A 21,296-nucleotide genomic window follows, 5' to 3' on the forward strand; every position below is an offset into this window, starting at 1 on the left:
GAGCGGCGCCGCCGCTGGCTATCATTCAGGTTGTGATCGAGAACCTCCTCCCTCACAAGCCGAGAGGACGAAGCGATGAGAAGCGCACACGATCTGGTGCGGGAGGCGCGTAGCCGCATCGTCGAGCTGCCGCTGGCCGAGGCGGCGACGTGGCGGCCGGACGGCGTGCTGGTGGTGGACGTGCGCGAGCCGGCGGAGTACGCCGCCGGCCATGTGCCCGGCGCGCTCAACCTGCCGCGCGGCGTGCTGGAATTCAGGCTGGAGGCGGTGCCGGAGTGGGCCAAGCGCCAGCGTCCGGTGCTGCTGTATTGCCAGACCAGCAATTGCGCCGCGCTGGCGGCGCTGTCGCTGCTGCAGATGGGCTATAGCACGGTGCGTTCCATCGCCGGCGGTTTCGACGATTGGGTGGCGGCGGGACTGCCGGTGGAAAAACCGGCGCAGCCGGCGCCGCACTGAGCGGGCGGCGCGGCAAAAAAAGCGGGAAGGCCGCAGGCCTTCCCGAAACGCTTCGTTGCAAGGGGTGAGTGCCGGATCAGCGCTCGACGATCAGGCGCGAGCGCATCTCCAGGTGCAGCGCGTGGCAGAAGTGGGTGCAGTAGCACCAGTAAATGCCCGGCTTGTCTGCCTTGAAGGTGACCGACTTGGTCTCCTGCGGGTTGACGATGAAGTTGACGTTGTACTTCGGTATGGCGAAGCCGTGGGTGAGGTCTTCCACCTTGTCGAGGTTGGTCAGGATCACTGTCACCTCGTCGCCCTTCTTGACCTTGAATTCCCTCAGACTGTACGCCGGCGCCTGCGAGGCGAGGTGGATCGTCACCTTGTTGCCGTGGCGCTCGACGCGGCTTTCCTTCGGATCTTTCAGGGCCAGCGGGAAGTCGTCCAGGTTGTAGACCTGGCGCGTCTTGATCTTGTCGCGCTTGACGATGATGAAGTCGTGCGGCTCCGAGTACACCGGGTGGTCGGCGACGTGGATCATCTTGTCGCCACTGATGTCGACCAGCTGCTCGTTTTCCGGATGCAGCGGGCCCACCGGCAGGAAGCGGTCCTTGGAGAACTTGCAGCCCACCGCCAGCCACTGGCCGTCGGCTTCGCGCGTTTCCGACATCGAGGCGTTGGTGTGGCCGGGCTGGAACTGCACGTCGAGGCGGTCCACCACGTACTTGGCGTTCTTGTCGCCGCCGTAGAACTTGATCGCTTCGGCGACGTTCCACTTCACCATCTGCGAGTCGAGGAACAGCGTGGTGTAGGCGTTGCCGCGGCCGTCGAAGGCGGTGTGCAAGGGGCCCAGACCCAGTTCCACTTCGGCGGCGATGGTCTTCTTGATGTCGTCGAGCTTGCCGTCGAACCAGGCCAGCACCTTCTCCAGTTCGATCACGGTGGCGGTGGGCGACAGCTTGCCGGCGCAGATGAAGTACTTGGCGTCCGGGCTGGCGTTGACGCCGTGCGGGTTCTTCGGCACCGGCACGTAGGCGGTGAGCGCGGTCTTGGGGTCGGCGTTGGCGGCCTTGGTGCCGTCCACCACCGGGACTTTGGAATCACCGACGGTCTTGAACTTGCCGTCCTTCACCGCCTGCTCGATGCGGGCGATGTTGAAGAACACGCAGGCGTCGCGTTCGGCCGACATCATGTCTTCGTAGTGGATGCCGTTCTCGGTGTTGTACTGGTTCGAGGCAGCGAGCTTGCCGTCGTACGAGGTGGCGACCAGGTCCATGTTGCCGTCGATCTTGCACTGCCAGCGCACTTCCATGGTCTCGGCGTCGACGCAGGTGAACAGCGCGCCGTATTTCTCCGGCGATTCGAGATCACGCCCGTCGTTGGGGTGCGGGATGTGGAATTCGCTGCCGCAGAACACGCGCGTGGTGTGGTCGACGTTCTGGTCCACCGGGTCGCGCTTGTCCGGGAAGATGCCGTGGAAGCCCTGCACGTTGGGCAGTTCGGTGATCTTGTCGCACTCGAAGGTGTCGAGGCGGATGCGCGCCAGGCGCGAGTTGATCTTGTCGTTGACCCAGGCGTAGCGGCCGTCGTAGGTGCCCTTGGCGTAGGAGGCGTGCACGTGGTGGGTGTCGCCGACCATGTACTTGGGCGTGCCGTCCGGCTTGGTGCCGAGGATGGCCTTGGATTCGTTGGTGATGCCCCAGCCGACCATGCAGTCCATGTTGAACACCGGGATGCGCTTGATTTCGCGGCCGGACGGCAGGCCCAGCACGCGCATCTCGCCGGAGTGGCCGCCGGACCACAGACCGTAGTAGTCGTCGAGCTGGCCGGGCAGCTTGTGCGGGTTGTGCCCGGCGCCGTGGGCCGGCGCCGTTGCCGCCCCTGCGCTGCTGTCGGCGGCCGCCTGGGCGCCGCCGTCCTTGCAGGCGCTGAGCCCGGTACTCAGGCCGATGCCCGCCAACCCCAACATGGTCGAGGTGCCGAGGAATTTACGGCGGCTGAGGTCGGACACGGATTCTTCCTTCGCCATAATTTTTACTCCAAGTGTACTGAAATAACGTGTTTTATGATTTTGAAATTCGCCGCTATTGCAATCCTTTTGACCCTGCGCTGGAATTGACGCGCATCAAGCCTTTAAAAGAAACCGTCTTGCCGCGGTTTTAATGCGGCAGGCAGCGGGTAAAATAGTGCTGTCGATTTTTTCGGTTTCCGAATTAAGGGGATAAGCATGAAAAAGAAGGTTCTGGTTCTGGCCCTGTTGAGCCTGGTGACGCTGGCGGCCTGCGGCAAGAAAGAGGCGGCAGCCGAGGGCACCGCCCAGGCGGCGGCGACTCCGGCGGCGGCACCTGCCGCGACCACCACGGCGGCGGCCGATCCGGCGCTGAAGGCGGGCGAGGATGTGTTCAAGAAGACTTGCGTGATGTGCCATCAGACCGGTGCCGCCGGCGCGCCGATGCTCGGCAACAAGGGCGACTGGCAGGCACGCGTGGCGCAGGGCAAGGACACCCTGTACAAGCACGCACTGGAAGGCTTCACCGGCGAGAAGGGCGCGATGCCGGCACGCGGCGGCAACAGCGCGCTGTCGGACGCCGACGTCAAGGCAGCGGTGGATTTCATGGTGTCCAAGGTGTCGTGAGCCGCTCCGGACGCGGATCTCGGCGCGTCCAGACGGTAGCGAACGGCGGCTCTGGCCGCCGTTTTTTTATGTCGCCGGCGCCGCGCTGGGGCGGGCCGGGGTGAGGGGGCGTGCCGTGTGGCGTGTGTCGTCGCTTCAGGCGCCGGCCGCGCCGTAGCCCAGCAGCGGGTCGTGCTGCAGCGCGGCCAGCAGCGGCCGCACGTTGTCCACCAGCGGCCGGCCCGGCACGGTCAGCGGGTCGGCGCGGAGGGTGCCGGCGGCATCGTGCAGATGGTGCGGAAAGGTGGCGAGCTCGGGGTGCAGCGGCGCGGTGTCGAGGCGCAGCACATGGTCGCCGGCTTGCCAGAGAAAACAATACTCCCGATCCGACGCCGCTTTGATTTCCAGCAACGTTCCATTTAATAACTCGAGATTAATGGCATCCTGGTAGAGGATAATATCGCGCGCCAGTATTTCGCCGTAGTCGTCGATAATGGCGTCGCGCAGCATTTCGTAATCAACGGCGCTTTTCATGCTTTCTCCAGGCTGACTGTCATTTCATCGCGCACTGCCAAAAATTGCTGCTGCAATTGCCGGGCAGACAGGTAATCGTCATAAGCTGGGTGTTCCGCCAGGCGCGCGCCGTGGATGGCGTCGAGCAGGGCCTCCTCGCTGTCGACGGCGTAGCGCGCCAGGATGTCGCGGCGGCTTTCGCGCAGCTGGTACATCAGTTTGGAGAGGCCGTCGATCTTGTCGGCGAGCGGGGAGTCGACGTCGCGGAAGAAGTTCTGGTAGGACATGGCAATCTCACATATGGCTGTCGTGAAGGGCGCCGCCGTCGAGCCCGACCATGTCGGCCTTGATCTCGGCGAACGCCAGGACCTTGCCGCCGAAGCGTTTGGCGAAGGCGTCGGCTTCGGTACGTTGGCCGAAGGGCACCAGCGTTGCCCCCATCGAGCCCTGCTGCGACGAGCCCTGCACGTAGAACGCCTGGTGCGCGTCGATCCAGTTCGCTTTGGATGCCTGGCCGTGGGTGGCGCCCATGTCCTGCACGTAGAGCGCGGTGATGCGCTTGGCCTGCTCCGGCTTGAGGTAGAGCGAGAACATCTCCACGGTGTCGCAGAAGAATTCCGGCTCGCCCTGGGCGTAGTGGATCTGCGCCTTGGAGCCGGGGTAGTCGGCGAGCAGCATGCCGTCGAGCGCGCAGGCGGTGTCGGGCTTGATGGCGAGCGGGTCGGTCTTGGCGGCGCGTTCGTCCTGGCAGGCGGCGAGGCCGGCCAGCAGCGCCGCGAGCGTGAGCGCGGTGCGTAGTTTCATCGGAATCTCCACAGGGCGACGGCGAGCGGGGCCACGATCCAGCCCGTCAGCAGACCGCCCAGCAACAGCGGTTGGGTCATGAGGTCGGGCAGCACGCTGCCCAGTCCGTAAAAGGCGCGCAGCTCGTCGCTGCCGAACATGTTGAGCGCGCGGAACAGGTCGGCCGGGTTGAGCAGCATCAGCCAGGGCAGCAGGGAGCCGGCGGGACCGTCGCCCTGGATCACCAGCAGCCCCAGCAGCAACAGGTCGAATACCAGCACGAAGAAGAACCACAGCGCGATGGCGGCACCGGAGGCGCGGGTGCGGTCGCCGCAGAGCACCGAGACCAGCAGCGCCAGCGACAGGAAGGCGAGTCCCAGGAGCAGCGCCGAGAGCATGAAGCCGGCGTAGTGGTAGAGCGCGGCGAAGGGCAGGCGTGTGGCGAGCAGCACGCCGGCGAGGCCGAAGCCCGCCAGCGTGGCCATGCTCAGCGCGGCGGCGAGGCCGCTGTACTTGCCAAGCAGCAGTTCGGCGCGGCTGATCGGCAGCGACAGCAACAGTTCCAGCGAGCCGCGTTCGCGCTCGCCGACGATGGCGTCGAAGCCGAGCAGCAGGGCGATCAGCGGGATCAGGTAGATCACCAGGCTGACCAGGCTGGCGATGGTGACTTCGATGCCGCGCAGGCCCACTTCGCCCTGCTGGGCGGCGCCGAAGTAAGCGATCACCAGCGCGAACAGGGTGAACACCGCGCTCACCGCCAGCACCCAGCGGTTGCGCAGGCGGTCGCGGAATTCCTTGGCGGCGACGGTACGGATGGCGACGAGGTCGATCATGGCGTCACTCCCGCGTAGCCCAGTATCACGTCTTCCAGCGACGGCTCGGCGAGGCGCACGTCGCGCACCGCCGCGCCCAGCGCCGCCACTTCCGCCAGCAGCGCCATCTTGGCCAGGGGCGGGCAGGCGAGCTGCAGCTGGCCGGCGTCCGCCGCCTGCCGCAACGGGGCGTGGCGGTCGAGCCGGGCCAGTTCGTCCGTGGTGAGCGGCCGGCTGGTGCTGAGCGTGACGCCGAGCGGCAGCGCCGCCGCCTCGCGCAAGCTTTGCACCGTGCCGAGCGCGGCGAGCTTGCCGGCCTTGAGGATGGCGACGCGGTCCACGCGCTGCTGGATTTCGGCCAGGATGTGCGAGGTCAGGATCATGCTCACCCCCTGCGCGCGCAGTTCGGAGAGCAATTGGTAGAAGGCATGGATCGCCTCGGGGTCGAGACCGTTGGTCGGCTCGTCGAGGAACAGCAGCTGCGGGTCGCCCAAGAGCGCCTGTGCCAGGCCCAGGCGCTGGCGCATGCCCTTTGAGTAAGTGCCGACGCGGCGCTGGGCGGCGTGCGCCAGGCCGACCTTGTCCAGCAGCGGCACGACCTGCTGTAGTTTGGCGCCCTTGAGGCGGGCGAAGTAGGCCAGCGTCTCGGCGCCGCTCAGGTTGTCGTACAGCGCCAGCTGTTCCGGCAGGTAGCCAATGCGGCGGCGCACGGCGCGGAACGCCGCGCCGCGGGTGGGTGTACCCAGCACGCGTACGCTGCCGGCGCTGGGTTCGAGTAGCCCCAGCATCATCTTGAACAGCGTGCTCTTGCCGGCGCCGTTGTGGCCGGTGAGGCCGAACAGCTCGCCGCGTTCGACGCGGAAGCTGACGCCGTCGACGGCGGCGAGCGTGCCGAAGCGGCGTTCGACCTGGTGGAGTTCTATCACGGGTGGGTTCATGGCGGATTCACTGCGAAGTAAAGCGGTAGCGCGGCGCGCTCCACGCCGTCCAGCCGGGGTGGTTCGGGCGCATCGCCGGGTGCGGGTCGAGCACGCTGGGGGCGCGCAGCAGCGGGAACTGGCGCGCGATCAGGCGCAGGCTCTGCACCGCCGGGCTGTTGAGCAGCAGCTTGGCTGCGGGATAGCGCCACAGCAGGCGGTCGACCAGGTCGTTGGCCTGGTAGGGCACGTCGCCGCGGCCGTCGCCGTCGCGGTCCCAGCCCAGGTAGTCGCTCCAGTGGTTGCCGCGCGGCGGGCCCCATTCCTCGTCGCGCGAGCCGACGTAGCGCACCTGCTCGCGGTTGGCGATGAAGTCGTTGTCGGTCACCACGTTGCGCACCGAGCCGGCCGACAGGTGCACGCCGACCTGGTTGCCGATCACCAGGTTGCCGCGCAGCGTGTTGTACTCGGCGTCGTAGACGAACAGGCCGCGCGCGTTGCCGGCCACCACGTTGTCGGCCACCACGGAGTCCTGCAGCGTGCGCAGCATGATGCCGTGGTCGGAATTGCCCCACACGTGGTTGTTCACCACCACCTGGTTGCGCGCCTCCATCAGCGCCAGTCCGCCACGGTTGTGGTAGACCTCGTTGCCTTCCCAGCGGTTGTAGTAGGAGTTCATGTAGTGCGTGCCGTAGCGCGCGTCGTGGATGGTGTTGCCGCGAAACAGCGCGTGGTGCGAGACGTCGACGTAGATGCCGTCGCGCACGAAGCTGATGCGGTTGCCGACGATGGCGGCGCCCTCGGTGTTGTAGAGCTGGATGCCGTTGCCGCGGTTGACCGAGGCGTAGTCGCGCTTGCCGGTGATGAGGTTGTTCTCGATGCGCGTGTCGCGCACCTTCTCGATCCACAGCCCGAACAGGCAGTAGCTGAGGTCGTTGCCGCGCACGGTGACGCGGTCGGCGCCCGGCTCAAGGTAGATGCAGGCGTTCTGCGCCCCCAGGTCGTCGCCGCTGTCGCGCACGATGAAGCCTTCCACGCGCACGTCCGGCGCGGCGATGCGGATGGTGTCGCCATGGTTGCCGCCGGACAGCGTCGGCCGTCCGACGCCGCGCAGCGTCAGCGGCTTGGCGAGGCGCAGGTTTTCGCGGTAGAAACCGCGCGCCACTTCGACCGTGTCGCCGGGGGCGGCGCGATCGAGCGCGGCCTGGATCGACGCCCCCGGCGCCACCGTCAGCACTGCGGCCGATACCGGGCCCGCCAGCAGCGCCAGCAGCAGCGCGCTTCGGCCAACCTTGTACCGGCCCGGGTTCACGCCGTTTCCTTCTTGGGCTGCGGCCGGGCCGGCTTGGGCTCGGCCGGCAGCGGGGTGATCGGGATGAAGTAGCCGTCCTTGCCGATCGGCGTCAGCGCCTGGCCGGCCTTGGTGCGGCGCTTGCGCTCCTGCGCCAGCGGCGGGCAGGCGTGGTCGTCGTAGTACATCACCATGCAGTCGAGGCAGAGCAGGCATTCCTTCTGGTCGATGCGGCCCTTGTCGTCGATGGCGAGCGCACCGCAGCCCACCGCACAGGCGGCGCACGGGCCGCACTCGGCCTTGCGCTTGAGGCCGAACAGGCGGAAGCGCGACGGGATGGCGAGGCTGGCGCCGAGCGGGCACAGGTACTTGCAGAACGGACGCTCGACGAACAGCGACACGCCGACGATCAGGGTCCAGAACAACACGAACGGCCAGCTGCGGTGCAGCACCCCGACCAGGAAGGTGGTCTTGAACGGCTCGACTTCGGCCAACTGTTCGGCCAGCGTCATCGAGTACAGCGACACCCCCAGCAGACCCAGGAACACGCCGTACTTGAGCCACTTGAGGCGCGCGTGCAGGCGCGCGTTGGGCTTACGCTGGAAGCGCTTGAGCGGGGTGGCGGCGACGATCTTGTACAGCCCCTCGGTGAGCGAGCCGAACGGGCACAGCCAGCCGCAGAACAGCCCGCGCCCCCACAGCAGCACGGTGATCAGGATGAACCACCAGAAGATGAAAATCAGCGGGTCGGACAGGAACAGCTCCCAGCGCCATTCGCCGACGAGCGCGTGCACCCAGGTCAGCACCTGCGTCACCGACGGCTGCGCCATGGCGCCGAAGCCGACGAAGCCGACGCTGATCGCCCAGGCGGTGTATTTCGGGATGCTGACCCAGCGCTTGTCCTTGCGCGAGGAGCGGCGCACCAGCTTGTCGCGCAGGGCGTAGGTCAGGCTCACCGTCAGCAGGAAGGCGACGAAGCCGGCGATCTGCCAGCGCTTCTCCTTCCACACCTTGAGCCAGGTCGGATCGGGGCGCTCGACGTGCGGGCGGCCGCCCTGCAGGTAGCGCGCCGGCAGCCAGTACTCGCGTTCGAAGGCGGCGAAGGTCTTCTGCGCGGTCTGCTGGTCGATCTTGTTGCCGAGGAACACCAGTTGCCACGGGTAGGCGGCGGAGAAGTTCGGGGCGTGGCGTACGATGAAGATGCCCGACTCGTGGAAGGCCGGCGCGCCGCGCGCGGCGATGTCGTACAGGTTGAGGTAGTCGAGGTCGCGGAAGGTGTAGCTGTCGAGGTCCTGCTGCACCTGGATGCGGTCGTAGATGCCGCCGCGTACATAACCCGAGCCCTTGAACGACTCGCTGCCGTCGTTGACGATGAACAGCGCGTGTTCGCCCGGCTGCAGGCGCGCCATCAGGCTCTGCCAGGCCGAGTCGCCGAGCACGGCACGGCCGACCGTCGGCTGGTTGAGGTAGCCGAACCACAGGTCGAGATAGGGACGGGCGTCATCGGGCAGGCCGACTTGCTTGCGGCTGACGGTGAGGTGCTGCACCGCGCCTTCTTCGGCCAACCTGGCCCAGTCGGGCTTGTCGGCCGGGTCGAGGAAGCGCGCCGCCGGCTTCGGCTTCGACTTGACGATGCCGACCTGGCGCGCCACGTTCATCGCCGACTTCATCATCACCTGGTTCTGCGAGATCACCGTCACCGTGGCGCCGGTGATGCCGTCCAGGCCGGCGTTGCCGGCGTCGCTGCCCTTGCCGATCTCCAGCTTGTCGGTGACGTGGTGGCCGAGGTACTGGCGCGTGAAGCGGGTGAGCTCGCCCTCGGGGATGCCCAACAGCAGGATCGGCTCGCTGTGTTTGAGGATTTTCGAGCCGGTGTAGCGCCCGGCGTTGTCCATGCCGATCAGCGTCACCACCGGCTTGCCGGAGTAGGCCGGGATGTCGACGATATCGGTGGACAGGAACACGAAGCCGACGCGCTCGCGCCGGCCGTTGACGGTATGGTAGCCCTCGACGAAGGGCGGCTTGCCCTGGCGCTCGGAGAAGCTGTCGGCGCCGGGCAGCACGTCGCGGCACGGCGCGTAGTCGCACAGCCGCGGGGAATCGGACAGTTCGGGGGGCAGCTTGGCTTCGTAGGAGCCGGATCCGGCCTCGGCGGCCGTCGCCAGCAGCAGGCCGCAACACAGGGCGGCGAGGCGGAGCAGGGCTTTCATGATTGTGGACTTTCGCGGATGTTGCCATCCGGTCGTGCCGAGGCGACGCTCGGCCAGCCGGGTGGGCAGGATGACGGCATGATAGAAGCTGGGGCTTGGGAGCGACTTGATCTGAGATAACCGAAGCCGGAGCGGGGCGGGCGCCGCGGCAATCGGACGCAGCCGGAGGGCGGTGCCAGGTGGTAAAGTGGCGCGCATGAACGCCCCGCGCCTGCCCCGTACCCTGCTTACCCCCGACCTGCCGCGTGCCGTGCGGCGCCTCTCGCTGGTGCGGCGCGTGATGCTGCTGAGCGCGTTCCTGGCCGTGCTGGGCGCGGCGCTGGCCGGCGTGGCACTGCCCTGGCTGCCGCTCGGGCTGGGGCTGGGCGGGCTGTTCGCGGCCAACCTGGCGCTGGATCACTGGCTGGGGCGCGGCGGCAGTACCGCGCTGATCCTCCAGCTCGGGCTCGGCGCCGACGTGCTGGTGCTCGCGGCGCTGTTGGCGCTCACCGGCGGCGCCGCCAACCCGCTCGCCTCGCTGTTCCTGCCGCCGGTGCTGTTCGCCGCGCTGATCGCTCCCGGCGCGTTCGCCTGGCTGCTGGCCGCGCTGGCGATGCTGCTCTACGGCCTGTTGATTTTCTGGCACCTGCCGCTGCCCGACTTCGGCGAGCCGGCCATCGTCTTCAACCTGCACATCATCGGCATGTGGCTCACCTTCGCGGTGTCGGCCTGCCTCATCACCGCCTACGTCTCCTACCTGTCGCGGCTGTTGGCCGAGCGCGAGGCCGAGCTCGACGCCGCGCGCGAGACCCAGTTGCGCGACGAGCAGCTGGTGGCGGTCGGCATGCAGGCGGCCGGCGCCGCGCACTCGCTGTCCACCCCGCTCAACACCCTGACGCTGCTGGTGGACGAACTGGCCGCGAGCCACGGCGGCAACGCCGAGCTGGCCGACGACCTGACGCTGATGCGCCGCCAATTGGCGGTGTGCCGCGACGCGCTGGCGCGCCTCAAGCTCGGCGCCGAACCCGCCCCCGCCGCGCAGCCCTTGTTCGCCACCCTGGCCGAGCGCCTCGACGGCTGGCGCAGCCTGCGTCCCGACGTGCGTCTCGACTGGCAGCCGCCGCCCGGCGACGACCCGCTCGTGCTGCTGGAGCCGGTGTTCTGGCCGGCCTTCTTCAACCTGATCAACAACGCCGCCGAGGCCGGCGGCGGCGAGGTGACGGTGAGCGCGCGGCTGCAGGGCGAGGCGCTGCAGCTCGACATCGTCAACCGCCAGGGCTGCCTCAGCGCCGCGCAACTGCGCCGTGCCGGGCTGACGCCGCTCGACTCCGACAAGCCGGCCGGGCTCGGCATCGGCATGTTGCTGTCGCACGCCACGCTGGCGCGCCTGTCGGGCTCGCTGGAACTGACCAACCGCGCCCAGGGCGGGGTGCACGCGCGGGTGACGCTGCCGCTGCAGCGGGCGAAGGAGGGGATATGAACGAAGCCATCTTGCTGATCGACGACGACGAGGCCTTCAGCGCGGTGCTGGCGCGCTCGCTGACGCGGCGCGGCCACGTCGTGGCGGTGGCGCACTCGGCCGAGGCGGCGCTGGCCGTGGCGGACGCCCCGCCCACGCGCATCGTGCTCGACCTCAACCTGGGCGGCGACAGCGGCCTGCGCCTGTTGCCGCTGTTGCGCCAGCGCTGGCCGGCCGCCGCCGTGGTGGTGCTGACCGGCTACGCCAGCATCGCCACCGCGGTCGAGGCCACCAAGCTCGGCGCGGTGCAGTACCTCGCCAAGCCGGCCACGGTGGACGACATCCTCGCCGCTTTCGAGCAGGTCTCGGCCAACCCCGAACTGCCGCTCGCGCCGCAGCCGATGTCGCTCAAGCGCGTCACCTGGGAGCACCTGCAGCGCGTGCTGGCCGAGCACGACGGTAACGTCTCGGCCACCGCGCGCGCCCTCAACATGCACCGCCGCACGCTGCAGCGCATGCTGGCCAAGAAGCCGGTGAAGAACTAGCCGGCGCAACCGATCCCGCGCCGAGTTCCCGCCCGGGGCCGGCGCATCCCCCCTCCTTTACGAGCCGGCACGGCGCGCGCCGCGCCCTGGCTCCAGCTTGCCGGTATATGTTTAGACTGATTAAACATTGGACGAACTAGAGCTTTTACGCTAGATTATTCCGCGCACCTAAGAGCTCAGGCTTTTGTGTGTTAGCCCCTCGAAACATCGCCGCCGGATAAGCTCTGGCGAGGTGTTTCTTCCTCGTGTTGGCCCCTGCGGAGCGATCCCCGGGGGATTTTTTTGCCTAGAAACAAGCGCGGGCGAGCCGGCCGGGCTGGCGGTTTTGCTTCGGCCGAGCGCTTACCTCACCTTCCGAAACGTCAGATTGATGCGTTGCTCCCCCAGCAAGGGATGGACGCCTTCCTTGAGCGGCAGCACGCCGTGGTAGCGCAGCCGCGCCGGGCCACCCCACACCACCACGTCGCCGTGCGCCAGCGGGATGCGCTGCGTCTTGTCCTCGCGCCGTAGGCCGCCGAACAGGAACAGCGTCGGCAGGCCGAGTGAGACCGAGACGATGGGGGCGATCTGGTCGCGCTCGTCCTTGTCCTGGTGTAAAGACAAGCGCGAACCGGGGACGTAGCGGTTGATCAGGCAGGCATCCGGTTCGTAGCCGGGGAAGCCGGCCTCGGCGGCGGCGTCGCGGGCGAGCAGGCGGAAGCTGTCCGGCATGGCCGGCCAAGGCTGGCTAGTGGTGGGGTCGAGCGGGTCGTAGCGGTAGCCGCTGCGGTCGCTGACCCAGCCGTAGCGGCCGCAGCCGCTCATCGTCACCGACATGCGATAGCCGCCCGGCGTGATCATCTGGCGGAACGGCGCCACGGCGGTGACGTCGCCCAGCGCGGCGAGCAGGGCATCGACATGGGGCAGGGCGAGGCCGCGCAACACCACGGCGCCCGGCGCCAGTTCCTCGCGCCAGCGCGGGGGCTCGTCGCCGAACAGGTCGAAGGTCATGGCTCGGTGTGCTCCTCCCCGCCGCTACTCCGCTGCTGCGCTTCGCGCTCCAGCAGCGCGCGCTTGCGCTCCACGCCCCAGCGGTAGCCGGACAGGCTGCCGTCGGTGCGCACCACGCGGTGGCAGGGGATGGCGACCGCCAGCGCGTTGGCGGCGCAGGCGCCGGCGACGGCGCGCACCGCCTTGGGCGCGCCGATGCGCTGCGCGATCTCGGTGTAGCTGGCGGTGCTGCCGGGGGGAATCTCGCGCAGCGCCTGCCAGACGCGGCGCTGGAACGCGGTGCCGCGCAGGTCGAGCGGCAGGTCGAGGCCGAGCGCCGGGGCTTCGACGAAGCCCACCACCCGGGCCACCAGCTGTTCGAAGCCGGCGTCGCCGCCGATCAGCTCGGCGCGAGGGAAGCGGTCCTGCAAGTCGCGCGCCAGGGCGTCGGGGTCGTCGCCCATCAGGATGGCGCACACGCCGCGTTCGCTCTGCGCCACCAGGATGGCGCCGAGCGAGCACTGGGCGATGGCGAAGCGGATGCGGGCGTTGGCGCCGCCGGCGCGGTAGGCGCTCGGCGTCATGCCGAGCACCGCGTCGGCGGTTTCGTAGAAGCGGCTGTTGGCGTGGTAGCCGGCGTCGTAGATGGCGTCGGTCACCGTGCCGCTGGTGGCCAGCTGCTCGCGCACGCGCCGTTCGCGCTGTGCCGCGGCGTACTGCTTGGGCGTGAGGCCGGTGATCTGCTTGAACACGCGATGGAAGTGGTAGGCGCTGAGGCCGACGCGCTGCGCGAGTTGCGCCAGGTTCGGCGCGTCGTCCGCGGCGTCGAGCAGGCGGCAGGCCGCGGTGACCTTGGCCGCGTGCTGTTCGGCGCGGCTCGGCTGGTCGGGCTGGCAGCGCCGGCAGGGACGGAAGCCGGCGCGTTCGGCGTCCTCGCGGCGGGCGTAAAAGCACACGTTCTCCGGCCGCGCCCGGCGCGCCGCGCACGACGGTCGGCAGTACACGCCGGTGGTCCGGACCGCGTAGTAGAAGGTGCCGTCGGCCTGCGGGTCGCGCGCCAGCACCGCGGCCCAGCGCGGGTCGCGCTCGGTGGCGGCGGCGAGTTCGGCGTTTTTGGTTGCGGCGTTCACGACGCGCTCCTTTCGACAAGGCAGGGGATGACCGTGATGCTAGCGGCGCGGGCACCGCGCCGCACTCCGGCCCTTGCTTTTGAATTCGACCGCTGAGCCACGGCCAGGGTTGCGTGCGCCATCGCAGCAAGAAATGCCGCGCCTGGCAACGGGCGGGCGGCAAAGGTTGGCCGAAGCCGGCCGCCGCGTGCTCGCCCACTTGCTATACCGGTAACAGCACCTGGGCGCCGGGCATGTCCCGCCGCACCGCCCGGCACCCGCGCCGCCCCCTCGGACCCGCACAAGGAAACCCCGCATGGAATCCGCACCGCTCCCCGATCCCTGCCTGTACGACAGCACGCAACTGGAGGTGGTGATCGCCGACATGGCGCGCCGGGCGGCGCTGCTGCTGTCCGGTCACGAGCGGGTGGCGGTGATCGGGGTGCTGCGGCGCGGCGCGCCGCTGGCCGAGCGCCTCACCGCCGCGCTGGTGACGCAGTACCGGCTGGCGCCGCCGCGGCGGCTCGATCTGTCGATCAAGCGCTACGCCGACGACCTGACGCTGCTGCATCCGGAAACGCAGTTCACCGAGAACGCCGCGCACGCCAGCCTGGACCTGGCGGGCTACGCGCTCTTGGTGGTGGACGATGTGCTCTACACCGGCCACTCGCTGCTGCGCGCCGTCGAGTACCTGGCGCGCAAGCAACCGGCGGCGATCTACGCCGCCATGCTGGCCGAGCGCCACGTCACGCGCCTGCCGCTCCGTGCCGACGTGGTGGGCCTGCACCTGCAGGTGGCCCCGCCCGACATCGTGGAATGCCATGTGCCGCCGTACGAGGCGGAATTCAAGATCGTGCTGAGAAAGCCGGCGGCGCGCTGACCCCGGCAGGGTTCATTGCGGTTTGACGCAGGAAGGCCGTTCGTTCCTGAGCGGCGCGCGCTGCAGCTCCGCGGTGACGATCGACTCGATTTCCCGGCGCTGGCGCATCTCGGCGATGGCGCTGTCGAAGCGCCTGAGCAGCTCGCGCTGGCCTGCCTGCTTGTTGATCGCCAGATTGATGCCGACCGAGACCAGGTAGTTCGGCGCCGCGACGATGCCGGCATAGCGCGGCTGATCGAGCAGCTTCTTGCCGGCCAGTTCCGGTGCCAGCACGAAGTCCAGCCGCCCGCACGCCAGCTTGCTGAAGTTTTGCGCGTCGGACTCAACCTCTTCCACCTCGACGCTGCCTTCGTGGCGCAACTGGTCGAACGCCGCGCCGTACGACCAGCCGCGTATCACGCCGACACGGTAGCCTTTCAGGCTTGCCGGGCCGTCGTAGCGAAAGCCGCTCCAGCGGCCGGCATCGTAATAGACCGCGACGTTCTCGGTGAAGTAGGGGCTGCTGAAATCGCCGCTGAGGTCGCGGCTGGGCGAGTGCACCAGGCTGCCGACGGCGGCGTGGCCGTCCAGGAACTCGGCCATGAGCCGGTTGAACGGACGAGCCCGGATGGCGACCTTCTCGCCCATGCGCTCGAAGGCGCGGCGCAGGATGGCGGGATAGATGCCTCGCGCTTCGCCGTGGGGGCCGGCGTACATGGTGGGCGGGCTGCCGGCATCGAAGTTGATCACCAGCTCGCCGGCGTGCAGGGGGCCGGCGCCGGCCTGCAGGCCGAGTAGCAAGACGTAGGCGTTGATGCGGTGGCGGTGCATCGGCGGCTCCTGTCGGTGTCTGCCTGACGGGCGTCACGCGTTCGTTTTCATGCTAGACGATACGGCAAGCGGTGCACGTGCTACAGCCAGCGCCCCGGGTTCATCAGGCCGGCGGGATCGAGCGCCTGCTTGATGGTCTTCATCAGGGCGAGCGCCACCGGGTCCTTGTAGCGCGCCAGCCAGTGCGGCTTGAGCTGGCCGATGCCGTGTTCGGCGGCCAGGGTGCCGGCGTGGCGGTAGACCAGGTCGTAGACGATCTCGTTGACGCGCGGCTCGTCGGCGAACAGCTCGGCGTTGCCGGGGCGGGTGTGGCTGACGTTGTAGTGCAGGTTGCCGTCGCCGGCGTGGCCGAAGGCGACCACGCGCACGCCGGGGAAGGCGGCCTGGAGCGCCGTGCCGGCCTCGTCGAGGAAGGCCGGGATGGCCGAGCTCGGCACGCCGATGTCGTGCTTGATGCTGGGGCCGTCGCGCTTCTGCGTCTCGGACATCGCCTCGCGCAGCTGCCACAGCTTCTGCCGCTCCGTCTCGCTCTGCGCCACCACGCCGTCCAGCATGTCCTGACGGGCGAGCCAGGCCACCAGCCGCTCGCTCAGTTCGGCCGAGTCGCCGCTGTCGGAGAGTTCGATCAGCAGCGCCCACGGCGCGGTGAATGGCAGCTGGCCGGGGTGGTAGTGTGCCAGCAGGTTCTGGCACACCTCGGACAGGATCTCGAAGGTGGTGAGGCGGTCGCCGAAGGCGTCCTTGAGCGCGTTGAGCCAGGTGATGGCGCTGGCGGCGTCCCAGACCCCGACCAGCGCGGTGGCGTGCGCCGTGGGGCGCGCGAACAGCTTGAGCGTGGCGGCGGTGATCAGGCCGAGCTGCCCTTCGGCGCCGATGAAGAGCTGCTTCACATCCAGCCCGCTGGTGTCCTTCCGGAGTCCCGACAGCGCGTTGAGGACCTGCCCATCCGGCAGCACCACTTCCAGCCCCAGCGTCAGCTCGCGCATGGTGCCGTAGCGCAGCACCGCGAGCCCGCCGGCGTTGGTGGAAAGGTTGCCGCCGATCTGGCAGCTGCCTTCCGAGGCCAGCGACAGCGGGAACAGCCGGTCGGCGTCGGCCGCCGCCTGCTGCACCGCCGCCAGCGTCATGCCGGCCTCGACGGTGAGGCTGTGGTTGGCGGCGTCGAGCGCGCGCACGCGGTTGAGGCGCTCCAGCGCCACCAGCAACTGGCGGCCGGAGCCGTCCGGCGTGGCGCCGCCGCAGGTAGAGGTGTTGCCGCCTTGCGGCACGATGGCGACTCGGTGTTGGCGCGCCAGCCGCACCAGGGCGGCTACCTCGGCGCTGGAGCCGGGGCGCGCCACCGCCAGCGGCCGGCCGTGGTAGCGGCCGCGCTGGTCGGTGGTGTAGCGCGTGGTGTCGGCCTCGGCGGTGAGCAGGTTGGCCGAACCGATGACGCCGGCCAGCCGGGCGAGGAAGTCGTTCATGGCGGATCTCAGTCGGGGATGTCCGGCGCCATCAGTTGGTCCGGATGCTGCCAGCCGGGCAGCGCGGCGAGGCGCTCGAGCCAGGCGGCGACGTGCGGCCAATCGCGGACGCTGAGCCCGGCCTCGTCCAGCCACCACAGGTAGGCGCTGGCGCTGAGGTCGGCGATGGTGACGCCGCTCTCCAGCAGGAAAGGCTGCTGGGCGAGCTGGGCGTCCAGTACCGCGAGATCGGCGCAGGCGCGCAGTTCCAGCCAGGCTTCCACCTCGGCCGGGACGCTGGCGAAGCGGCGGTAATAGCGCAGGTTGGGTACCGACAGGCCGATGCGGTTGGCTTCCCAGCCCAGCCATTCGCGGATGCCCTGGCGCTCGCCGGGGCGACCGGCCAGCACGCCCTCGCTCTCGGCCAGCCATTGCAGGATGGCGTTGGATTGCACCATGGGCACGCCGTCCACCACCAGCGCCGGCACCTCGTCCCAGCGGCTGGCGGCGCGGAAGTCGTCCGGGCGCTCGGCGCGCGGCGCGGCCAGATCGACGTGGCGGTATTCGTGCGAGACGTCGCCCAGCATCAGTGCCAGGCGGACTTTGTAGCTATGGCCGGAAAAGCGGTTGCCGTACAGGGTAAGGGTGCTCATCGGGGTCCGTTCGAAAGGGCGGCGGGGTGTGCGCCGCGCTGTGGGTGGATGACGTGCCCGCCGGCGTCACTTCTGCCAGTAGGTCTTGACGTTGACGAACTCGTAGAGGCCGAATTCCGACAGCTCGCGGCCGTAGCCGGAGGCCTTGACGCCGCCGAAGGGCAGGCGCAGGTCGGAGCTGGTGTGGCGGTTGAGGTAGACGCTGCCGGCCTCGATGTCGCGCGCCAGCGCCCAGCCGCGCGCGGTGTCGGCGGTGTAGATCGAGGCGCCGAGGCCGAAGGGGGTGTCGTTGGCCAGGCGGATGGCGTCGGCCTCGTCGCGCGCGCGCAGGATGCTGGCCACCGGGCCGAACACTTCCTCGTGGTAGACGCGGCAGGCCGGGTTGACGTGGTCGAGCACGGTGGCCGGGTAGTAGAAGCCGGCGCCGTGCGGCATCTGGCCGCCGCGGAGCAGGGTGGCGCCGTTGGCGGTGGCGTCCAGCACCTGGGCGTGCAGCGCCTCGCGCAGGTCGGCGCGCGTCAGCGGCGCCAACGTGGTGGCCCGATGGCGCGGGTCGCCGGGGATCAGGCGGCCGGCTTCGGCGAGGAAGGCGTCGACGAAGGCGTCGGCGATCTCGGGCACCACGATCATGCGCTTGGCGGCGTTGCAGCTCTGGCCGGCGTCGCGGAAGCGCGAGTGGCAGGCTTCGCGCGCCGCGGTCTCGATGTCGGCGTCGGCCAGCACGATGAACGGGTTGCTGCCGCCCAGCTCCAGCACGGTCTTCTTGAGGTGGCGCCCGGCCAGGCTGGCGATGACGCGGCCGGTATTGGTGGACCCGGTGAACGCCACCGCGTCGGCGGCCTTGATCGCGTCCTCGACCTGGTCGTGCTCGATCCAGGCCGCGTCCAGCACCGCGAGGTTGGCCGAAGCGACGATGTCGAGCAGCTTCTGCGTGCTCTGCGGTACCGACGGCGCCGGCTTCACCAGGCAGGCGTTGCCGGCCATCAGCGCCGGCACGGCGAAGCGCAGCACCTGCCAGATCGGGTAGTTCCACGGCATCACCGCCAGCACCAGGCCCAAGGGCTCGAACGCCACGCCGCTGTGGCTGGCCTGGGTGGGAATGGTCTTGGCGGCCAACAGCCCCGGCGCCAGCTCGGCGTAGTAGCGGATCAGCTGCACCGATTTGTCGATTTCGGCCAGGCACTCGGCGGTGAGCTTGCCGACTTCCAGCGTCACCAGGTCGGCCAGCGCCACGCGCTCGGCGGTGAGAGCGTCGGCCAGCTTCAGCAGCCGTTCGGCGCGCTGGGCCACGCTGAGGCGCGCCCAGGGGTGCTGCGCGCGCTTGAGCCGGGCGACGGCGTCGGCGAGTTTGTCTTCGGGCCAGGCGGGACGGGTGAACACCACCTCGCCGTTGGCGGGGTTGCAACTGGTAAAGGCTGTCATGGCAGGGCAGAAAACGCGATAGTGAACATCACTGTAACAAAAAGCCCCGGCCGAGGGCAGCCGGGGCTTTGGTCGCAGGCGACGCGGACGTTCAGAACCTGGCCATGATCTTGCTGCGCGATCCCTGATCGGGACTCATGCGCTCTGCGTGCGAATCTATCGCTGAGCCAATCGAAGATTGGCACGCAGGGATTCGCTCAGCGATCGGGAATCCTCATGGACTCCATGTCCATTCCGGTTCCTGTGCTGCTCTTCATCCCGCTGAGGGCCGCTCGCGACAGATCCTGAACAGGTTCTCAGGCCGGCGCCAGACCGGCCGGCTTCTCGCCGTGCAGGAAGTAATGGATGGTCTCCTGCACGCTCTTGATGGCGTCGCCGAACGGCAGCGGCTCGGCGCCGCGGAAGAACAGCCCCTTGCTCACCTCGCCGCGGAAGGCGGCGGCCAGCTTGAGGTCGATGCAGAACTGCCCGACCTTGGTGAGCCCGTCGCGCAGGCCGCACACCGACAGGCAGTTGAGCGCCTGGGTGCAGCGGCGCGGGTCGGCCTTGGCGTTGGCCTGCAACTTGTCGAGGCGCTTGAGGTAGCTCTTCAGCCACGGCGTCAGCACCCCGCGCGCCGGCAGCCCGGCCACGCTGACGAATTCGACGATGTCCTCGGCGCGGGCGCCGGCCAGGGTCTGCTTGAACTGCGGGTGGGCGTCGCCTTCCGCGGTCACGGCGAAGGCGGTGCCGATCTGCACCGCCGCCGCGCCGTAGTCGTTGAGGTAGGTCTGCACCTTCTCGTGGCTGTTGACGCCGCCGGCGACGATGAGCGGAATCTGCTCGCGCTCGAGTCCCAGCGACTGGAACAGCGCGAAGGTCTCGTCCAGCACGCGTTTGAAGTCGAACTTGGCATCCCCGATGTCGTCGAGGCGCGCCGCGCCGAGGTGGCCGCCGGCATGTTTGGGATGTTCGATGACGATGGCGTCGGGCAGGCGGTTCTTCTTCATCCAGCGCTTGAGCACGATGCCGATGCCGCGTGCCTCGGACAGGATCGGGATCAGCGCCACATCCGGATGCGCGGCGGTCATCTCCGGCAGATCGAGCGGCAGGCCGGCGCCCATCACCACCGCGTGCGCACCCGACTCGCAAGCCTGGCGCACGTAGTCGGCGTGGGCATCGACCGCCTTCATCACGTTGACGGCGACCAGGCCCTGGCCGTCGGCGTTGGCCAGCGCGCCCTTCACCTCGCGGTCGAGCGCGATCAGGTTGAGGCGGTTGAGTTCATCGGCGCCGCCGGCGCGTTCGCTCTGTGCCATCAGGTCGGGGTGCAGGTGGCGCAGGTCAACGCTGGCGATGGTGCCGACGCCGCCGGCACGGGCCACGGCGCCGGCCAGGCTCTTGGCGGACACGCCGACACCCATGCCGCCCTGCACGATGGGCAGGAGGCTACGGCCGCGGATCACGAGGGGGGAAAACGGGTGGGTCATGGTGGGTGGGTTCTGGCTGGGGGGAAAGGCTCACATTGTAGGGAGGCGGGGTGGCGGGGCTTTGATCGCAGTCAAGGAAGACCCGGCCCCGCCGTGTTCTCCCCGTTTTCAATGCTGGCGGAAGGTGAAATCGGCAAAGCGTAGCGCGATGTCATGGTGATTGCCAGGCCAGCCGGCGGGCCACGGCGTCGGCAGCGGGGCGGGCGGGCGGATCGCCTGCCAGCGGTAGTGGCGCACGCCGTGCGTCGCCAGCTCGTCCGCCAGCCGTGCCAGCACCGTTTCATCGTGCCAGTGCGGGTGGATCGAGGTGCGGCACTCGTAGGCGACGCCGCTCGCCAGCAGCAGCTCGAGGCTGCGGCGCGCGGCGCGGCCGCTGCCGGGCACGCCGGTGAGTGCGTCGTAGCCGGCCCACTCCGTTTTCACGTCGAAACCGACCCAGTCAAGCAGCGGCAGCGCTTCGGCCAACCTGGCCGGGTACGCACCGCCGCTGTGCAGCCCGGTAGCGAAGCCGAGTGCGCGCACCTCGGCCAGCAGCGCCGGCAGCGCCGCCTCGGCCAGCGGCTCGCCGCCCGAGAACACCACGCCGTCGAGCAGGCCGCGGCGGCTCGCCAGCCACTCGCGCAGCGCCGGCCAGTCGGTCTTGCCGTCGCGGCGCCGCCATAGCTGCGGGTTGTGGCAATAGCCGCAGCGCCAGGGGCAGCCGGCGAGGAACACCACCGCCGTGAGCTTGCCCGGCCAGTCGCAGGACGAGAACGGCTCCAGTCCGCCGATGCGCGCCGCCTCAGCCGGCTTCACGCTCATCGAAGTGCAGGCGTTCGTTGAACTCGCCCTGTTTGCCGATGTTGAACGCCGCCACCGGACGGTGGTAGCCCATCACGCGGGTCCACACCTCGCAACGGGTGCGTTCGCTGTTGTCCAGCACGGTGTCGAGATGGCGTTGTTCGGACATATTGCTCATGGAGTTGCCTTTCTAAAAGAGTCAAA

The 21,296-nt window shown here is 69.0% G+C and carries 22 protein-coding genes; 5 read left to right on the plus strand and 17 right to left on the minus strand.

The genetic code is table 11. The annotated features are described in order from the left end of the window. Positions 1-75: 75 nt before the first annotated feature. Positions 76-456 carry a rhodanese-like domain-containing protein gene (locus FURADRAFT_RS01650; RefSeq protein ID WP_008952357.1) on the plus strand — a complete coding sequence of 127 codons (381 nt, stop codon included), beginning with the start codon at positions 76-78 and terminating at the stop codon, positions 454-456. 76 nt (positions 457-532) lie between these two features. On the opposite strand, the gene nosZ is transcribed toward FURADRAFT_RS01650, so the two are convergent. Continuing rightward, the gene (gene nosZ / locus FURADRAFT_RS01655; protein ID WP_236261509.1) at positions 533-2,446 is read right to left on the minus strand and encodes a TAT-dependent nitrous-oxide reductase; all 1,914 of its coding nucleotides are present in this window, start codon (positions 2,444-2,446) and stop codon (positions 533-535) included. 216 nt (positions 2,447-2,662) lie between these two features. On the opposite strand from nosZ, the gene FURADRAFT_RS01660 reads away from it, so the two are divergent. Further along, the gene (locus FURADRAFT_RS01660; protein WP_008952359.1) at positions 2,663-3,070 is read left to right on the plus strand and encodes a c-type cytochrome; all 408 of its coding nucleotides are present in this window, start codon (positions 2,663-2,665) and stop codon (positions 3,068-3,070) included. A gap of 135 nt (positions 3,071-3,205) precedes the next feature. Here FURADRAFT_RS01660 and FURADRAFT_RS01665 read toward each other — a convergent pair whose 3' ends face one another. The 7 genes from FURADRAFT_RS01665 to FURADRAFT_RS01695 are packed head-to-tail and all read right to left on the minus strand — an operon-like array spanning position 3,206 to position 9,575. Further along, on the minus strand, positions 3,206-3,583 hold the full coding sequence (locus tag FURADRAFT_RS01665) for a toxin-antitoxin system TumE family protein (protein WP_008952360.1): 378 nt from the start codon (positions 3,581-3,583) through the stop codon (positions 3,206-3,208). After that, positions 3,580-3,849, minus strand: coding sequence for a hypothetical protein (locus FURADRAFT_RS01670; RefSeq protein ID WP_008952361.1), 270 nt, complete (start codon positions 3,847-3,849; stop codon positions 3,580-3,582). The genes FURADRAFT_RS01665 and FURADRAFT_RS01670 overlap by 4 nt, the downstream gene beginning before the upstream one ends. A 7-nt stretch (positions 3,850-3,856) precedes the next feature. Then, the gene (locus FURADRAFT_RS01675; RefSeq protein WP_008952362.1) at positions 3,857-4,366 is read right to left on the minus strand and encodes a nitrous oxide reductase accessory protein NosL; all 510 of its coding nucleotides are present in this window, start codon (positions 4,364-4,366) and stop codon (positions 3,857-3,859) included. Further along, a complete protein-coding gene (locus tag FURADRAFT_RS01680) occupies positions 4,363-5,178 on the minus strand; it encodes an ABC transporter permease subunit (protein WP_008952363.1) in 816 nt (271 codons plus the stop codon). Before FURADRAFT_RS01680 ends, FURADRAFT_RS01675 begins: the two co-directional genes overlap by 4 nt. After that, entirely contained in the window at positions 5,175-6,083 is a 909-nt protein-coding gene (locus FURADRAFT_RS01685; RefSeq protein WP_201441905.1) for an ABC transporter ATP-binding protein, read from the minus strand. Before FURADRAFT_RS01685 ends, FURADRAFT_RS01680 begins: the two co-directional genes overlap by 4 nt. A gap of 19 nt (positions 6,084-6,102) precedes the next feature. Then, positions 6,103-7,386 carry a nitrous oxide reductase family maturation protein NosD gene (locus tag FURADRAFT_RS01690; protein ID WP_008952365.1) on the minus strand — a complete coding sequence of 428 codons (1,284 nt, stop codon included), beginning with the start codon at positions 7,384-7,386 and terminating at the stop codon, positions 6,103-6,105. Next, a complete protein-coding gene (locus FURADRAFT_RS01695) occupies positions 7,383-9,575 on the minus strand; it encodes a NosR/NirI family protein (protein WP_008952366.1) in 2,193 nt (730 codons plus the stop codon). Before FURADRAFT_RS01695 ends, FURADRAFT_RS01690 begins: the two co-directional genes overlap by 4 nt. A gap of 196 nt (positions 9,576-9,771) precedes the next feature. Here FURADRAFT_RS01695 and FURADRAFT_RS01700 point away from each other — a divergent pair, with 196 nt between their 5' ends. After that, positions 9,772-11,034 carry an ATP-binding protein gene (locus FURADRAFT_RS01700; RefSeq protein ID WP_008952367.1) on the plus strand — a complete coding sequence of 421 codons (1,263 nt, stop codon included), beginning with the start codon at positions 9,772-9,774 and terminating at the stop codon, positions 11,032-11,034. Then, positions 11,031-11,558: a response regulator transcription factor gene (locus tag FURADRAFT_RS01705; RefSeq protein ID WP_008952368.1), complete on the plus strand. Its 528-nt coding sequence runs from the start codon at positions 11,031-11,033 to the stop codon at positions 11,556-11,558. Before FURADRAFT_RS01700 ends, FURADRAFT_RS01705 begins: the two co-directional genes overlap by 4 nt. Positions 11,559-11,900: 342 nt before the next feature. On the opposite strand, the gene alkB is transcribed toward FURADRAFT_RS01705, so the two are convergent. After that, on the minus strand, positions 11,901-12,548 hold the full coding sequence (alkB, locus tag FURADRAFT_RS01710) for a DNA oxidative demethylase AlkB (protein ID WP_008952369.1): 648 nt from the start codon (positions 12,546-12,548) through the stop codon (positions 11,901-11,903). Next, complete coding sequence (gene ada, locus FURADRAFT_RS01715; RefSeq protein ID WP_008952370.1) at positions 12,545-13,657, minus strand: bifunctional DNA-binding transcriptional regulator/O6-methylguanine-DNA methyltransferase Ada; 1,113 nt, start codon at positions 13,655-13,657, stop codon at positions 12,545-12,547. Before ada ends, alkB begins: the two co-directional genes overlap by 4 nt. Positions 13,658-13,952: 295 nt before the next feature. Between ada and FURADRAFT_RS01720 the strand changes: the two genes are divergently transcribed. Then, positions 13,953-14,516 (plus strand): phosphoribosyltransferase family protein, encoded by a 564-nt coding sequence (locus tag FURADRAFT_RS01720; RefSeq protein WP_008952371.1) that lies wholly within the window; start codon positions 13,953-13,955, stop codon positions 14,514-14,516. Between the two features lie 12 nt (positions 14,517-14,528). Here the strand turns inward: FURADRAFT_RS01720 and FURADRAFT_RS01725 are convergent, their stop codons facing one another. From FURADRAFT_RS01725 to nrdD, 7 genes are all read right to left on the minus strand, one after another. Then, positions 14,529-15,326 (minus strand): substrate-binding periplasmic protein, encoded by a 798-nt coding sequence (locus FURADRAFT_RS01725; protein WP_008952372.1) that lies wholly within the window; start codon positions 15,324-15,326, stop codon positions 14,529-14,531. Between the two features lie 80 nt (positions 15,327-15,406). Then, the gene (locus FURADRAFT_RS01730) at positions 15,407-16,789 is read right to left on the minus strand and encodes an FAD-binding oxidoreductase (RefSeq protein WP_008952373.1); all 1,383 of its coding nucleotides are present in this window, start codon (positions 16,787-16,789) and stop codon (positions 15,407-15,409) included. 8 nt (positions 16,790-16,797) lie between these two features. After that, positions 16,798-17,421, minus strand: coding sequence for a glutathione S-transferase family protein (locus FURADRAFT_RS01735; RefSeq protein WP_008952374.1), 624 nt, complete (start codon positions 17,419-17,421; stop codon positions 16,798-16,800). 66 nt (positions 17,422-17,487) lie between these two features. Then, on the minus strand, positions 17,488-18,843 hold the full coding sequence (locus FURADRAFT_RS01740) for an aldehyde dehydrogenase family protein (RefSeq protein WP_008952375.1): 1,356 nt from the start codon (positions 18,841-18,843) through the stop codon (positions 17,488-17,490). A 296-nt stretch (positions 18,844-19,139) separates the two neighbouring features. Next, complete coding sequence (locus tag FURADRAFT_RS01745; RefSeq protein WP_008952376.1) at positions 19,140-20,312, minus strand: NAD(P)H-dependent flavin oxidoreductase; 1,173 nt, start codon at positions 20,310-20,312, stop codon at positions 19,140-19,142. A 108-nt stretch (positions 20,313-20,420) separates the two neighbouring features. Then, on the minus strand, positions 20,421-21,113 hold the full coding sequence (locus tag FURADRAFT_RS01750; RefSeq protein WP_008952377.1) for an anaerobic ribonucleoside-triphosphate reductase activating protein: 693 nt from the start codon (positions 21,111-21,113) through the stop codon (positions 20,421-20,423). Continuing rightward, positions 21,094-21,270, minus strand: coding sequence for an anaerobic ribonucleoside-triphosphate reductase (gene nrdD / locus FURADRAFT_RS21215; protein ID WP_008952378.1), 177 nt, complete (start codon positions 21,268-21,270; stop codon positions 21,094-21,096). The genes FURADRAFT_RS01750 and nrdD overlap by 20 nt, the downstream gene beginning before the upstream one ends. Between the last annotated feature and the right edge of the window lie 26 nt (positions 21,271-21,296).

The sequence above is a fragment of the Pseudogulbenkiania ferrooxidans 2002 genome, assembly GCF_000174355.1.
In the GTDB taxonomy this organism is placed as follows: domain Bacteria; phylum Pseudomonadota; class Gammaproteobacteria; order Burkholderiales; family Chromobacteriaceae; genus Pseudogulbenkiania; species Pseudogulbenkiania ferrooxidans.

Bases quoted from the DNA above. Each gene is read 5' to 3' on its own strand.
- FURADRAFT_RS01700 (WP_008952367.1), top strand. From the start codon at position 9,772: ATGAACGCCCCGCGCCTGCCCCGTACCCTGCTTACCCCCGACCTGCCG.
- FURADRAFT_RS01750 (WP_008952377.1), bottom strand. From the start codon at position 21,113: ATGAGCGTGAAGCCGGCTGAGGCGGCGCGCATCGGCGGACTGGAGCCG.
- FURADRAFT_RS01670 (WP_008952361.1), bottom strand. From the start codon at position 3,849: ATGTCCTACCAGAACTTCTTCCGCGACGTCGACTCCCCGCTCGCCGAC.
- nrdD (WP_008952378.1), bottom strand. From the start codon at position 21,270: ATGAGCAATATGTCCGAACAACGCCATCTCGACACCGTGCTGGACAAC.
- FURADRAFT_RS01675 (WP_008952362.1), bottom strand. From the start codon at position 4,366: ATGAAACTACGCACCGCGCTCACGCTCGCGGCGCTGCTGGCCGGCCTC.
- FURADRAFT_RS01720 (WP_008952371.1), top strand. From the start codon at position 13,953: ATGGAATCCGCACCGCTCCCCGATCCCTGCCTGTACGACAGCACGCAA.
- FURADRAFT_RS01650 (WP_008952357.1), top strand. From the start codon at position 76: ATGAGAAGCGCACACGATCTGGTGCGGGAGGCGCGTAGCCGCATCGTC.
- FURADRAFT_RS01705 (WP_008952368.1), top strand. From the start codon at position 11,031: ATGAACGAAGCCATCTTGCTGATCGACGACGACGAGGCCTTCAGCGCG.
- FURADRAFT_RS01725 (WP_008952372.1), bottom strand. From the start codon at position 15,326: ATGCACCGCCACCGCATCAACGCCTACGTCTTGCTACTCGGCCTGCAG.
- FURADRAFT_RS01660 (WP_008952359.1), top strand. From the start codon at position 2,663: ATGAAAAAGAAGGTTCTGGTTCTGGCCCTGTTGAGCCTGGTGACGCTG.
- alkB (WP_008952369.1), bottom strand. From the start codon at position 12,548: ATGACCTTCGACCTGTTCGGCGACGAGCCCCCGCGCTGGCGCGAGGAA.
- FURADRAFT_RS01740 (WP_008952375.1), bottom strand. From the start codon at position 18,843: ATGACAGCCTTTACCAGTTGCAACCCCGCCAACGGCGAGGTGGTGTTC.
- FURADRAFT_RS01665 (WP_008952360.1), bottom strand. From the start codon at position 3,583: ATGAAAAGCGCCGTTGATTACGAAATGCTGCGCGACGCCATTATCGAC.
- FURADRAFT_RS01745 (WP_008952376.1), bottom strand. From the start codon at position 20,312: ATGACCCACCCGTTTTCCCCCCTCGTGATCCGCGGCCGTAGCCTCCTG.
- FURADRAFT_RS01735 (WP_008952374.1), bottom strand. From the start codon at position 17,421: ATGAGCACCCTTACCCTGTACGGCAACCGCTTTTCCGGCCATAGCTAC.
- FURADRAFT_RS01680 (WP_008952363.1), bottom strand. From the start codon at position 5,178: ATGATCGACCTCGTCGCCATCCGTACCGTCGCCGCCAAGGAATTCCGC.
- FURADRAFT_RS01695 (WP_008952366.1), bottom strand. From the start codon at position 9,575: ATGAAAGCCCTGCTCCGCCTCGCCGCCCTGTGTTGCGGCCTGCTGCTG.
- FURADRAFT_RS01730 (WP_008952373.1), bottom strand. From the start codon at position 16,789: ATGAACGACTTCCTCGCCCGGCTGGCCGGCGTCATCGGTTCGGCCAAC.